10 protein-coding genes and 3 pseudogenes are annotated in these 12,501 nt (G+C 71.4%); 8 read left to right on the forward strand and 5 right to left on the reverse strand.

The window, feature by feature from the left end; translation table 11 throughout:
* Positions 1–697: 697 nt before the first annotated feature.
* The 5 genes and pseudogenes from PUR61_RS45150 to PUR61_RS03585 all read left to right on the forward strand — a co-directional run.
* Positions 698–989: pseudogene (locus tag PUR61_RS45150) on the forward strand (ATP-binding protein); the annotation flags it as partial.
* Positions 990–1,108: 119 nt separating this feature from the next.
* A pseudogene (locus tag PUR61_RS45155) lies at positions 1,109–1,231 on the forward strand (IS110 family transposase); the annotation flags it as partial.
* Between the two features lie 14 nt (positions 1,232–1,245).
* A pseudogene (locus PUR61_RS03575) lies at positions 1,246–1,386 on the forward strand (IS110 family transposase); the annotation flags it as partial.
* A gap of 367 nt (positions 1,387–1,753) precedes the next feature.
* Positions 1,754–2,908, forward strand: a complete 1,155-nt coding sequence (locus PUR61_RS03580; RefSeq protein WP_329875500.1) for an ABC transporter substrate-binding protein — start codon at positions 1,754–1,756, stop codon at positions 2,906–2,908.
* Between the two features lie 114 nt (positions 2,909–3,022).
* Positions 3,023–3,187: a hypothetical protein gene (locus PUR61_RS03585; protein WP_329875502.1), complete on the forward strand. Its 165-nt coding sequence runs from the start codon at positions 3,023–3,025 to the stop codon at positions 3,185–3,187.
* Here the strand turns inward: PUR61_RS03585 and PUR61_RS03590 are convergent.
* The 5 genes from PUR61_RS03590 to PUR61_RS03610 all read right to left on the reverse strand — a co-directional run bounded on the left by PUR61_RS03590 (position 3,165) and on the right by PUR61_RS03610 (position 8,271).
* Positions 3,165–4,511 (reverse strand): cytochrome P450, encoded by a 1,347-nt coding sequence (locus PUR61_RS03590; protein WP_329875504.1) that lies wholly within the window; start codon positions 4,509–4,511, stop codon positions 3,165–3,167. The two genes, PUR61_RS03585 and PUR61_RS03590, sit on opposite strands and share 23 nt — an antisense overlap.
* A 253-nt stretch (positions 4,512–4,764) precedes the next feature.
* Complete coding sequence (locus PUR61_RS03595; protein ID WP_329875506.1) at positions 4,765–5,556, reverse strand: terpene synthase family protein; 792 nt, start codon at positions 5,554–5,556, stop codon at positions 4,765–4,767.
* Between the two features lie 519 nt (positions 5,557–6,075).
* Positions 6,076–6,516, reverse strand: coding sequence for a GNAT family N-acetyltransferase (locus PUR61_RS03600; RefSeq protein ID WP_329875508.1), 441 nt, complete (start codon positions 6,514–6,516; stop codon positions 6,076–6,078).
* A 16-nt stretch (positions 6,517–6,532) separates the two neighbouring features.
* Entirely contained in the window at positions 6,533–7,579 is a 1,047-nt protein-coding gene (locus PUR61_RS03605) for an SGNH/GDSL hydrolase family protein (protein WP_329875510.1), read from the reverse strand.
* A gap of 422 nt (positions 7,580–8,001) precedes the next feature.
* Entirely contained in the window at positions 8,002–8,271 is a 270-nt protein-coding gene (locus PUR61_RS03610) for an HPr family phosphocarrier protein (RefSeq protein ID WP_329875512.1), read from the reverse strand.
* Between the two features lie 351 nt (positions 8,272–8,622).
* Here PUR61_RS03610 and PUR61_RS03615 point away from each other — a divergent pair, with 351 nt between their 5' ends.
* From PUR61_RS03615 to PUR61_RS03625, 3 genes are all read left to right on the forward strand, one after another.
* Positions 8,623–9,384: a DeoR/GlpR family DNA-binding transcription regulator gene (locus tag PUR61_RS03615; RefSeq protein ID WP_329875514.1), complete on the forward strand. Its 762-nt coding sequence runs from the start codon at positions 8,623–8,625 to the stop codon at positions 9,382–9,384.
* The gene (gene pfkB, locus PUR61_RS03620; protein ID WP_329875516.1) at positions 9,381–10,340 is read left to right on the forward strand and encodes a 1-phosphofructokinase; all 960 of its coding nucleotides are present in this window, start codon (positions 9,381–9,383) and stop codon (positions 10,338–10,340) included. The genes PUR61_RS03615 and pfkB overlap by 4 nt, the downstream gene beginning before the upstream one ends.
* A 96-nt stretch (positions 10,341–10,436) precedes the next feature.
* Complete coding sequence (locus tag PUR61_RS03625) at positions 10,437–12,428, forward strand: PTS fructose transporter subunit IIABC (protein WP_329875518.1); 1,992 nt, start codon at positions 10,437–10,439, stop codon at positions 12,426–12,428.
* The last annotated feature ends 73 nt before the right edge of the window (positions 12,429–12,501 follow it).

A 12,501-nucleotide genomic window follows, 5' to 3' on the forward strand; every position in this document is an offset into this window, starting at 1 on the left:
TGCAGCGTGTCCAGCGGGGTGGTCGTCGGGCCGTTGTGGGGGCATGCGAAGGGGTGGCCGTGGCGCGGTCCTGCCGGCGTGTGGGATTTGGTGGAGCCGTTGCCGCCGGCGGTGTGGATTCGTCAGAGGGACGGTGGGCCGGCAGACCCGGACGGCGCGGACGTGATGGTGTCCACGTGCCGGCCGCCGGGTGCGTGCGGTGATGAGTCGTGCGTCGCCCGTCGGCAGAGCCGGCTGGCACGGCGCGAACCGGGCGCCTCCATGACCGTTCGTCACGACCCCTGGACACCAGGGGCTCGATCGAGGAGTCGGCCGGTCGAGGGGCCCACCCTGACGTGAAGGTTCTCGACGAGACTGGTGGGTTCCCCGGTGGTGGTGACCGGGCGTCAGTAGAGAGCCCTCTCTCATGAACAGGGCCGGTCGACACCCGCGAACGCGTCGCCGAAGTACTCGGAATCGAGGGGCTCGAACACGGTGAGCACATGACACCCCTGGAGCGGGACCACCGTCAAGAGGTGGAGCCGCCGAGATCTCCTAGTGGCCTGGACCATTCCGCGCGCCGGTGAGCGAACCCTGGGGCCCGATTCCGTTCGACCGTTCGGCGCACCGCTCACCGCAGACCACGACCGCTCACCGCACACTCCGACGCGACGGCTAGCGGTGCGCGCCTGCACGAGGTTGGACGCGCCGCAGGGGCGAGTGCCGGATCTCCATCTCCGCCCAGGACGCCGGCGCCGAGGCGGTGGTGACCATCGAGGACGACGGGGTCGGCATGGACCCGGCCGAACTGCGGCGCATCCTGGCCGGGGAGGTGGGCGGGATGTCGGGCATCGGTCTGGGCACCGTCGACGAACGCCTGCGGTGGGTCTACGGCGACGGTCACGGGTGGTCATCGAGACGGCGTTCGGGGCGGGCAAAAGGTCACGGTCCGGTGCCCGAAGTTCCGGGCAGGTGTGCACCGGGTGGCCCGAAGCGGCGTCTGGCCGTGATCGGACTGCCGGCCAGGCAAGGTGCGGGGGTTTCTCCCCGGGTGGGATCGGCCGCACCGCGGGTGACGCCCCGGCCCCGGCCGCGACCGCGCCGGCCGCGCAGCGGCGGAGCCGTGACGGACGCGGGACGCACCATGCCCCACACTCTGCGCTCGCTGGAAGTCACGGACGAGATCACCGCCGAGGCCACCGTCCTGACCGGGTTCGACCAGGACCTCGCCGCCGAGGCCACCCGCACCACGGCCACCCGCACCACGACAAACAACGAGCCCGCGGCAAAACCCACACCCAGGCACTCCTTCGCCTCGCCCGCCAACGCATCAGCGTCCTGTTCGCCATGCTCCGCGCACGCACCCTCTACGAGTCCCGGACCCCAACCGTCACCCTCGCCGCATAACCACCCCAAACAGAACCAAAACCGACACCACGTCCAGCGCGCCGTCCCTGACCTAAGGACATCGAGGCACCCCCCGAACCACCCACCCCGGCCCTCACCCCACCCAAACACCCGCCGCCCGACCGCCCGACCGCCCTCCGAACGACCCGCTCAGGGCCTCGGTCGGCGGGCACGCGATCGGGACGTGGCTCTCCGAGCCGCGGGCAGCGGCCCAGGTGCGGACGGGCGAGCCGGGTCCGCTCACGGCGGAGCGGCGCCGCGCGTCGGAGGAGATCGCCCCCTTCCGGAGTAGCCTGAAACCGTCGGCCGCCCTGTCAGCGAGCCCCGGTCACCAGCGGTGCTCGAGGCGCTTCTCTCCGGAGGTGTCGTGGCTTCCCCCCGAGCACTGGCCCTGACTCTCTGCCTCGGCCTCGTGGCGCTCGGCGGCGCCGGCTGCGGAAGTGAGGGCCCGCCCGCGCCGGTGGCGCCGAAGGTGGCGGCCTCCGCCGCCGAGGTCGGCGGCATGGACGCACTCATCCGGGCGGCGCAGCAGGAAGGGGTTCTGACCGCCACCACGCTGCTGCGGCACTGGGCGAACTACGGGGGTCTGATCGACGGGTTCGAGGAGAAGTACGGGATCAAGGTCACCGTCGACAATCCCAACGGTGACAGTCAGGACGAGATCGACGACATGAAGCGCTACCGCGGTCAGGAGCGGGCGCCCGACGTGCTCGACCTCGGGGACTCCTTCGCCGTGGCCGCCGCCGAGGAGGGTCTGCTGGCGCCCTACCGGGTCGCCGCCTACGGGCAGATCGCGGCGAACCAGAAGGACCCGCAGGCCCGCTGGTACAACAGCTACGGCGGGTACGTGTCGATCGGCTGTGACGCGGCGCGGGTCAGGACCTGTCCGGTCTCCTTCGCCGAGCTGCTCAAGCCGGAGTACAAGGGCATGGTCGCGCTGAACGGCGGCAGTCCCAACACCGCCGGTTCGGCGTTCGCCGGCGTGTACGCCGCGGCTCTCGCCAACGGCGGCTCGTTCGACGACATCAAACCGGGCATCGACTTCTTCGGCCGGCTCGCCGCGGTCGGCAACCTCAACACCGGCAACCCCGTACCGGAGTCGATCGTCAAGGGCGAAACTTCGATCTCCATCAACTGGGACTACCTCAACCTGCAGCACGTCGACGCCCTGCGCGGCCAAGGAGTGGACTGGAGGGTCTCCATCCCCTTCGACGGCAGCTTCTCCCAGTACTACGCGCAGGCGATCAACAAGGACGCCCCACACCCGGCGGCGGCCCGGCTGTGGGAGGAGTACCTCGCCAGCCCCGAGGGCCAGAACCTACGACTCGTGGGATTCGCCCGCCCCGCACAGATGGCCGCCATGGCCAAGGACGGCACCCTCGACACGAACCTCGCCGCCATGCTGCCGACCGTGGAGGGCACACCGTCCTTCCCCGACCCGGCACAGCTGGAGAAGGCCCGCAACGTCGTCAAGGAGAACTGGGACAAGACCGTCCCGCCGCAGCCCGCCCCGTCCTCCTGACATCGCAGACCTCCCGTTCCGGGCACGGGTAGCCCAGGACGCACCAGCGGTCGTCGGGATGTCCCCCGGGTCGCGATCGCCCCGGTCGTCCGCGTCATCCGTGTCCTGGAACGCATGGTCCCCGACCACGGCCTGCTCTTCGACCGCCGCGCCCACAACCCCGGCCCCGCCGGCGGCGGCGAGACCGGCACCGTCAAGCTCGACGCCATGGCGATCCGCATCACCGACTTCATCGCCTGGGCCAACGCCGAACGGGTCATTCCAAGGTCGGGTGGGTGACTCGGTCGGACAGCGTCAGGCGGAGTCCGTCGGGGCAGATCGCGGTGTGCAGTTTGGTCCGGACCACGGTGCCGGGCAGGTGGCCGAGCTGCCACCGGCGGACGATGGAGGCCACGGCAACCGCGGCTTGGGTGGTGGCGAGGGAGTCGGCGATGCACTTGCGGGCTCCTGCTCCGAACGGGAGCGAGGCGTGGAGCGGGGTGGGTGTCAGCCAGCGGTCGGGGTCGAACGCCTCCGGTTCGGTGTAGAGGGTGGGGAGGTGATGGATGAGGTAGGGGCTGTAGATGATGGTGGTTCCTGCGGGGATCCGGTACTTTCCGAGCTCGGTGTCGGCCCGGGCTACCCGGGTGAAGATCCAGCCGGGCGGGTGTAGGCGAAGCGTTTCGGAAACCGTCCGCCCCAGCAGATCGAGCCGTGCGACCTCCTCGACGGCGGGAACGGTGCCGGCGAGGGAACGGACTTCCGCGTATACGCGATGTTGGACGTGTGGGTTGAGGGCCAGCTCGTGCAGGACCCATGAGATCGTTGCGGCGGTGCTCTCGGTCGCTCCGAGGATCACGGTCATCATCTGGTCGACGACCTCCTGGACCGAGAACCGGTCCCCGTGGGTCTCGTCTTCCGCTCCCAGAAGCACGGAGAGCAGGTCTCCGGTCCCTGCCCCGGTCCCGGCTGCCTGTCGGTGCCGGATGATCCGGGTGGCGTTGCTCTCCAGGCGTGCGCGCGACCTCCAGTACCGGCGGTTTCCCGGGAGGGGCAGACGGGCGAGGGACGCCGGCAGCACGGTGCGCAGGGTGAAGCCGGCCAGGATGTTGGCCACGTCCTCGCGCAGCTCTTCGAACGTCTCGTTCGGCAATGAGCCGCCGAACAACGAGGCGACCGCGGTCCGTGCGGAGAGCCGCATCATCTCCGGGAACACGTCGAGGACGTTCTCCTCGGACCAGGAGGACTGGGCGCCGGCTACCTGGTCGGACATGATCTGCGCGTACAGGGGGAGCCGGGCGTGGTGGAACGCGGGCTGGAGCAGGCGCCGCTGCCGGCGGTGCTCGCTGTAGGGGCAGCTCGCCACGCCGTTCCCGGTGACCTCGCGGACCCGCTCGTAGAAGATGCCGCCCTTGTCGAAGGTCCGGTCGTTGACGAGGACCTGGTGGGTGAGCTCCGGATCGCAGACCAGTGCCCCCTTCAGCCCGCCGATCCTCACCCATGCCACGCCCTGCTCGGCTGGCAGAGAGCGCAGGAAGCCGAGGGTGTCGCGCAGGATGGGCAGTGCGTGGCCGATCACGGGCATGGCGCCCGGAGCGTCCTCGATCGTGCCGTTGTCCTTCATGGGATTCTTCCTCCGGTTGTCCGCGTGTTCTGCGGGACGTGGCCGCCCAGGTGCTTCCTGGGAGGCCGGGTCGCGGGAGCGCGCGGCTTTGCGATCGTCCGTCGCGGTCGGGTGCCCGTCTGGGGCGCCTTCGGATCTCGTGGCCTGTCGCCTTCGGTTCTGCGTCGACTCCTGCCGCGCGGCTTCCTCCGGGAACGGTGCAGCCAGCTGGTGCCGGCGGCCTCGGCGTGAGTGCCTGATTCGGCGTTGTCCTTCAAACAGGTCGCGTTCGCAGGGCGGCTGTGAGGGTCCAGTCGGGCCGCCGGTCCGTCACCCCGGAGCCCGGGATGTAGTCGGCGGTGTCCACGTAGCGGGGGGTGGTCAGCGGGTAGTCCCAGTTGCCGCGCACGAGGTGGCGGTAGCCCTCGACGACCCGCGCGACGTCCTCTGCCGCCTGACGCGTGTTCCCGGGAAGCATCCGCAGCTGGCCGGGGACGGCGGCGAGTGCCGCCTCGAACTGGTCCAGAAGACCGTCGGCGAGGGTGTTGACGACATCGGCGGCCTTGTCCGCGCCGCAGCCCAGCCACTTCTGGGCCATCAGGACGGCGTTGTGCGGGTAGCCGAGGGCCCTCTCCTTCTCGAAGGAGCACACGTCGTTGTAGATGCCCACCCACTCGGCGGCGAGGTTGCGGGCCCGCCGCATCGCGGGAAGGAAGCGCACCGGGGTGGGGAGGTCTATGTCCCGGACGTACTCCACGAAGTACAGGAAGTTCAGTTCCCCGACGCTGTACCTCCGGTGCACGAGGTAGTCGTGCAGGGGCATCAGGCGTCCCGCACGGCTCGCCCTGATCTCGATCGGGTACCGCTCGATCCAGCGGACGTTCTCCTCGGCCAGCAGCCGGCGCCAGGCCGGGGAGCGCCCGGCGCCGAGGTCGCTCAGAACATCCACCATCGCGTGGGCAGCGACGCTGCGGGGGGCACGTTCTCCCAGGCTGACGGCGATCAGTTCGGCCGTGTACGCCACCACCGCCATGGCGGGCGAGGCGCCGTACTCCGGCAGGGGCATGCGGCACAGGGGGTAGGGAGCTTCGATCACTGGGGCCCTCCCGGAGCACTGTGCGAGATGCCAAGGTTCGGCGGGGGGGTGACGATTCATGGACCGCACGGCCGCAGTCCCTCGCGAACGAGCACTGACTGCCCCGGAGTCCGGCAGCGGATTCCATGCCACGAGGGGCGCACGGGGGCACTCCGTCGCGGCGGCATGCGTTCCCCCTGTTCGCGGCGGGCCACCGGTGCGGCACTCAAAGCCGTGGCCGGCTCCTCAACCCGAGCCGACCGCCGCGCGGGACCGAAGGGGGCTGTCCGCCGGAGCGGGCACGCCAAGAGGGGGTGTTCTCGTACAGCTGCGGCGGACGGACGCGTGGCGCTCTGTGACCGGTCCTTTCCCGGAGGAGGCGGAGGAGCGGGACCGCGTACGGCCGCTGGTGCAGCGCGGCGAGGGCTCGTACCGGAGTTGGAACTGCGTGGGTGCTTTGCCGGGTCCGGGGCGGGTGCGTGGGATATCCGCCGGAGCGGGGAAGGCTCATCAGAGTTGCCGGCAGTAGACGGTGACCGGGAGAGGGGTGCACCCGAGCTTTTCGTACAGGGCTCTGGCAGGGGCGTGGAAGGGGTCTCCTCCGGTACTGATCTCGACCACCTCGGCTCCGAGGGTTCGCATCTGGTCGAAGGCGTGTTCGCACAGGGCGGCGCCAACATGGTGCCGGCGATGTTCGGCTGGGACGGCGAGGATGGTGACGCTGCCGTCCCCGCGGGCCGGGTCGACGCTCCACGCGATGTAGCCCGCGATGCTGTCCTCGGCCTCGGCGACCGCGACGTACGCGTGGCGCTCGGGTGAGTGGAGCTTGGCGACCTGTTCGCGGTATTCGTCGCGCCGGTCGCGGATCTCGCTCCGGTGCCGTTGATCCGTCTTGCCCTGCCAGGCGTAGTCCGCCCACGCGGCGGCGGGCACCTTCACCCGCCGAGCCACGTACTCCCCACCGCAGTCAGCCTTCGACAAGGGCGTCGAGCACGGCGCGTTCGACGAGGGGGGCGGCGTTGATGTGTTCCCTGGCGTTGGGGTGGAGCAGTGTGGCGCGTTTGCCGATGGCGGCGCAGTCGAACGGCAGGCCACCGGGCGGCTGGGTCGGCCAGTAGGGTGCGGCGTCGCCGCAGATTCCTTCGATCCACTGGGTGTCCTCGGGTTGGCACACGTCGTGGCCGATGCTGGAGGTGTAGAGGTCGACGTAGCGGTCGCCGTGCGTCGCCGCCTCCCGGTGAATGATCTTGTTCAGGGCCTTCAGGGTGTCGTCGCGCAGCCAGTCGATGTCGGCGGGGCTGATCGGGCCGACCTGCGTCGGGCCGCCGCCGCAGGCGCTGCCGCGCTCCGGCAGGATGGCCGGGTAGCCGACCGTGATGACCTCGGCGTGCGGTGCGGCGTGGTGGATCGCGTCGAGCATCCGACCGTACTCGTCGCGGATCCTGGAGAGTTTGGCGTCGATGCCCTCCACGCCCTCGGGTGGATTCGTGTAGTACTGCCTGCACGACCGCTGGGCGAGGCTGAGCTCCAGGCACTCGCCGAAGGGCAAGCTGATCGCGCCGATGCCGACGGTGACGACGTCGGTGCGATCGCCGAGCCGGGCGCGGCGGATCTGGGGATCCACCATCGGCCACCTGGCGGGATCCCCGTCGGGTGGCTGCACCTGACTGGTCGGCTGCTGCCTCTCCCACGCGACGTTGCCGACGGCGGCATTGTCGCAGCTGACGTCGGTCAGGTTCACGGGCCTGTCGAGCGGGCGGGCGGCCAGCGCCCGCCGGACGAGGTCGGGGTAGGAGCCGGTGGTCCGGTCGCACCCGTCCCGCGAGGAGCTGCCCAGCGGGGGCCGCGGGTCTCCGACGAAGAGGCCGGCGGTGTACGAGTCGCCCAACGCGGCCCACTCGTAGCGGTCGCCTCTCCCCTCGGCGGCGACCGAGGGAAGGAGCGCGGTCACCGCCAGCACGGCCAGTCCCACGACCGGCACTCGCGCGCGCAGACGGGTTGCGGGGTGTCGCATGGTTCCTCCGTGGTCACAGGATGAGACCAGGTCAGGACACGGCTCCGGACGACATCTGGTTCGTATGCGGGTATAGCGCCTCGCCTCGGTGACGGGCACGGAATTTCGGCATTGATCACCCGTGCGGGGCAGTTGGTAGTGCAGATAGGGGGAGATGAAGGCGAGCGGGGCGGCCCGGCCGCGGGCGGGCGGGCGGGAACGAGGACGCGGCCGTGGCCGCGGCGTGCAGCCCAGATCAGGACGTCGCGGACGTCGTAGCGGGTGCCGCGGCCCTCGGCCGACCCCCGGCCGGCCACGCTCTCGGTGACATCGGTCAGGGCCGGCCCGGCGGGTCACACCCGGGGCCCCTGTTCAGGCGCCGGTGACTGTCCGAACGGCGCCGGGCTGACGGCCTGTTGCCGTAGCGGCCGTGCGCCGACCGTTCAGGTCGTGTCCAGATCGGTGGCAAGGAGCCCGGCGAGTTCTTCGAGGGCGTCCTGCGCCTGGTCGCCTTCGGCGTGCAGTTCCAGGGTCTCACCGTGACGGGCGGCGAGTGCGAGGACGGAGAGCAGGCTGCGGGCGTCGACCGGCGTCCCGCCGGGCTTGCCGACGCTGACCTTGACCGGGTGGCGGGCGGCGGCCTGCACGAACAGGGAGGCCGGACGCGCGTGCAGTCCGTTGCGAGAGCCGACGGTGGCGAGGAGTCGAGGCATCGGAGTTCCTGGGAGTGTCTGGGAGTGTCTGGGCGACCTGCGGGGAGGGCCGCTGCCGCAGGCCGAGGGGGCGGCGGCAGGCCGCGGCCGGGGGGTGAGGCGCGGGCTGCCGCCGCCGTACGCCCGGCTCCGCGATCGGGGGCGCGCCGCGGGCCGGGCGGTCGGTGTGGTTTCACATCCGCCAGTGGGGCGTTTCGATTGGTTTTACGCCCGAATCGGCCAGCATGTCAACACATTCAGGCATGCGAACTGGCCGACAGGGAAAGGAGATGAACCCTTGATTTCTGGCGCAGGAAGCGTATGGTCAGCCTTAACCAGGCTTAAACAGACATGAAACGGACCCAATCCCACATGTACGCTCCGGAGCGCCAGCAGCAGATCCTCCGCCTCGCCCAGCAGCGCGGCCGGGTCGACGTGCCCTCGCTCGCCGAGGAGTTCGGCGTCACCCAGGAGACCATCCGCCGTGACCTGAGCACCCTCGACCGGGCCGGCCTGCTGCGCCGGGTGCACGGCGGCGCCCTGCCGACCGGCGTACTGAACCTGGAGCCGGGCCTGGCCGAACGCGACACCACCGCGGCCGGCGAGAAGGAGCGGATCGCTGCCGCGACGCTGGCCCTGCTGCCCACCGAAGGCAGCGTGCTCCTGGACGCGGGCACCACCGTCTCCCGGCTGGCCGCCCTGCTGCCGCTCGACTCCCCGCTCACCGTGGTCACCCACGCGCTGCCGATCGCCGCGCGGCTGGCCGACCACCCGGCGCTCACCCTGCACCTGGTGGGCGGCCGGCTGCGGCACCGCACCCAGGCCGCGGTGGACGCCTGGGCGCTGCGCGATCTGGCGGACGTCCACGCCGACGTCGCGGTGGTCGCCACCAACGGCTTCTCCCCCGAGGTCGGGCTCTCCACGCCCGACCTCGCGGAGGCCGCCGTGAAGCGCGCCATGGTGGCCGGCGCCCGCCTGACAGTGCTGGTCGCCGACTCCAGCAAGTACGGCGCCCGCCATTTCGCCCGCTTCGGCTCGCTCGAAGACATCGACATCCTGGTCACCGACACCGGGCTGACCGACGAGCAGACCGCCGCGATCGAGAACCACGGACCGAAAGTCATCCGCGCATGATCGTCACCATCACCCCGAACCCCAGCCTGGACCGGACCTACGAACTCCCGGCTCTGGCCCGCGGCGAGGTCAACCGGGCCACCGGCGACCGCCTCGACCCGGGCGGCAAGGGCGTCAACGTCTCCCGCGCGCTGACCGCGGCGGGCCACCGGACGGCCGCGGTCCTGCCGCTCGGCGGGCTCTCCGGGCAACTGCTGTCCGAACTGCTGCGCCGCCAGGGCATCGAGGTGGCCACCGTCCCGGTCGCCGGGGAGACCCGGATCAACGTCTCGATCGCCGAGAACGGCGGCACCCTCACCAAGATCAACGCGCGGGGCCCGGTCCTGACCGCGCAGGAGTCCGCGGCCCTGCTGACCGCCGTCCGCAGCGCGCCGACCACATACACCGCCGACGGCTCCAAAGTCGAGTGGCTGGCCTGCTGCGGCAGCCTCCCGCGCGGCCTGGACCCCACGTGGTACGCGGACCTGGTCGCCGAGGCCCACCTCGGCGGCGCCCGAATCGCCCTGGACACCTCGGGACCCGCCCTGCTCGCCTCGCTCGCCGCTCACCCGGACGTGGTCAAGCCCAACCGGGAGGAACTGGCCGAGGCGGTCGGCCGCAAACTGCTCACCGTCGGCGACGCCGTCGACGCGGCCCGCGAGCTCCGGAAACTCGGCGCGCAGCAGGTCCTCGCCTCGCTCGGCGCGGACGGCATGCTGCTGGTCGCCGACGAGGGCACCTGGTACGGCACCGCCCCCGTCGTGGCGGTGCGCAGCGACGTGGGAGCCGGCGATGCCTCGCTGGCCGGCTTCCTCGGCGCCGGCGGCTCGGGCCCCGAGGCCCTGGCCGCGGCACTGGCGCACGGCGCGGCGGCCGTGCAACTGCCGGGGAGCGTCATGCCGACCCCGGCCGACCTGGACCCGGCCGCGGTGGCCGTGACGGCGGAGATCCCGCTGAAGCGGCTGCTCGACGGTTGAACCGGCTCCGGCCGGTGAGATCCACACCGGAGCAGACCACATCCCGGGGGCAAAGGAAACCACACACGCACCACCCAGCACCGAAGGACCCGAACGATGAGCTACTCCAACGCCGACCCCACCGGCAGACTGATCACCCCCGCGCTCGTGGACCTCCACCTCGCCCCCTCGGACAAGGCCGAGGCGCTGCGCGCGCTGGCCCAGCGGCTGGTCGCCGAAGGCCGGGTCACCGACCTCGAAGGCTTCCTCGCCGACATCGCGGCCCGGGAGGCACAGGCCCCGACCGGTCTCGGCGACGGCATCGGTATCCCGCACTGCCGCTCCGCCCACGTCACCCGCCCCAGTCTGGCGTTCGGCCACAGTGCCAAGGGCGTCGACTTCGGCGCCCCGGACGGCCGACCGGCCGACCTGATCTTCATGATCGCGGCCCCGGACGGCGCGGACGACGCCCATCTGCAAATCCTCGCCGCGCTCGCCCGGCGACTGATGGAACCGGAGTTCACCGGCGCACTCCGCTCGGCGGACAGCCCGGCAGCGGTTGTCGCGCTGGTCGACGACAAGGAGAAGCCGCAGGCCACCACGGTCTCGGGTCCGGTGGTCGCGAGCCCGGTCGCGGCCGCCGACCGCGGTCTGCGGCTGGTGGCGGTGACCTCCTGCCCGACCGGCATCGCGCACACCTACATGGCCGCCAAGTCCCTGGAGCGGGCAGCGGCCCGGGCCGGCGCGCAGATCCAGGTGGAGACCCAGGGCGCGGCCGGCTCGACTCCCCTCGACCCGGCGATGATCGCCGCCGCCGACGCGGTGATCTTCGCGCACGACGTCGAGGTCCGCGACCGCGAGCGCTTCGCGGGCAAGCCACTCGTGGACGTCGGGGTGAAGGCCGGCGTCAACCGGGCCGACGAACTGGTCGCCCAGGCCGCCCGGCTGGCCGAACCGGCCGGAGCCGCTGCCCCGGCGCTCGCGCAGAACTCCGGCCCCCGAAGCGAACACTGGGCCTCCAGGCTTCGCAAGTACCTGATGACCGGGGTCAGTTACATGATCCCGTTCGTCGCGGCGGGCGGGCTGCTGATCGCGCTGGGCTTCGCTATCGGCGGCTACGAGATCGCCTCCGCGCCGTCCGTGGTCGGCGGCTTCGACTGGACCTCGCAGGCCAGTTGGGCAGCGATGCTGTTCCAGGCGGGCAAGGCCGCGTTCGGCTTCCTGGTCCCCGTCCTCTCCGGCTACATCGCGTATGCCATCGCCGACCGGGCCGCACTCGCGGCGGGCGTCGTCGGCGGCGCGATCTCGGTGGCGGTAGGTGCCGGCTTCCTCGGCGGCATCGTCTCCGGGCTGGCGGCGGGCTTCCTGGTGCTGTGGATGGTCAAGTGGAAGGTTCCGCAGGCGATCAAGGGCATCATGCCGGTCGTGGTGATCCCGCTGTTGTCCGTCGCCGCCGTCGGGTTCCTCATGCTCGTCCTGCTCGGCTCTCCGATCGCCTCCGCCATGACCGCAGTCACCGACTGGCTCAACGGGCTCTCCGGCACCAACGCGATCCTGCTCGGCATCCTGCTCGGCGCGATGATGGCCTTCGATATGGGAGGCCCGCTCAACAAGGTCGCGTACACCTTCGCCGCCGGCGCCCTCACCACGGCAGGTTCGGCCCCGGATGCCGGCAGCCTCAAGGTGATGGCCGCCGTGATGGCCGCCGGCATGACCCCGCCGCTCGGCCTGGCCCTGGCGACGGTGCTGCGCCGCAAGCTGTTCACCACGGAGGAGCGTGAGAACGGCAAGGCCGCCTGGGTGCTCGGTGCCTCGTTCATCACCGAAGGCGCGATCCCGTTCGCCGCGGCCGATCCGCTGCGGGTGATCCCCGCCAGTATCGTCGGCAGCATGACCGCAGGTGGCCTGTCGATGGCCTTCGGCTCCACCTTGCGCGCCCCGCACGGCGGCATCTGGGTGCTTCCGCTGATCGGCGGCCCGCTGCCCTACGTGGTCGCCGTCGCCGCCGGCATGGTCGTCACGGCGGGCCTGGTGATCCTGTTCAAGGGCATCCAGCCGCGGGTCCCGGCCGTTTCCGCGCCGCGCGAGAAGGAGTTGGTCAACGCCTGAGCCATCCACCCGGTGCGGGAAGGCGACCGCGAGCGGCCCGGAGCATCCCGATGCTCCGGGCCCTCCCATCGTC

It is taken from the genome of Streptomyces sp. BE20 (assembly GCF_036322525.1).
Lineage (GTDB): Bacteria > Actinomycetota > Actinomycetes > Streptomycetales > Streptomycetaceae > Kitasatospora.

Bases quoted from the DNA above. Each gene is read 5' to 3' on its own strand.
- PUR61_RS03585 (WP_329875502.1), top strand. From the start codon at position 3,023: ATGGTCCCCGACCACGGCCTGCTCTTCGACCGCCGCGCCCACAACCCC.
- PUR61_RS03590 (WP_329875504.1), bottom strand. From the start codon at position 4,511: ATGAAGGACAACGGCACGATCGAGGACGCTCCGGGCGCCATGCCCGTG.
- PUR61_RS03595 (WP_329875506.1), bottom strand. From the start codon at position 5,556: ATGCCCCTGCCGGAGTACGGCGCCTCGCCCGCCATGGCGGTGGTGGCG.
- PUR61_RS03605 (WP_329875510.1), bottom strand. From the start codon at position 7,579: ATGCGACACCCCGCAACCCGTCTGCGCGCGCGAGTGCCGGTCGTGGGA.
- PUR61_RS03610 (WP_329875512.1), bottom strand. From the start codon at position 8,271: ATGCCTCGACTCCTCGCCACCGTCGGCTCTCGCAACGGACTGCACGCG.
- PUR61_RS03615 (WP_329875514.1), top strand. From the start codon at position 8,623: ATGTACGCTCCGGAGCGCCAGCAGCAGATCCTCCGCCTCGCCCAGCAG.
- pfkB (WP_329875516.1), top strand. From the start codon at position 9,381: ATGATCGTCACCATCACCCCGAACCCCAGCCTGGACCGGACCTACGAA.
- PUR61_RS03625 (WP_329875518.1), top strand. From the start codon at position 10,437: ATGAGCTACTCCAACGCCGACCCCACCGGCAGACTGATCACCCCCGCG.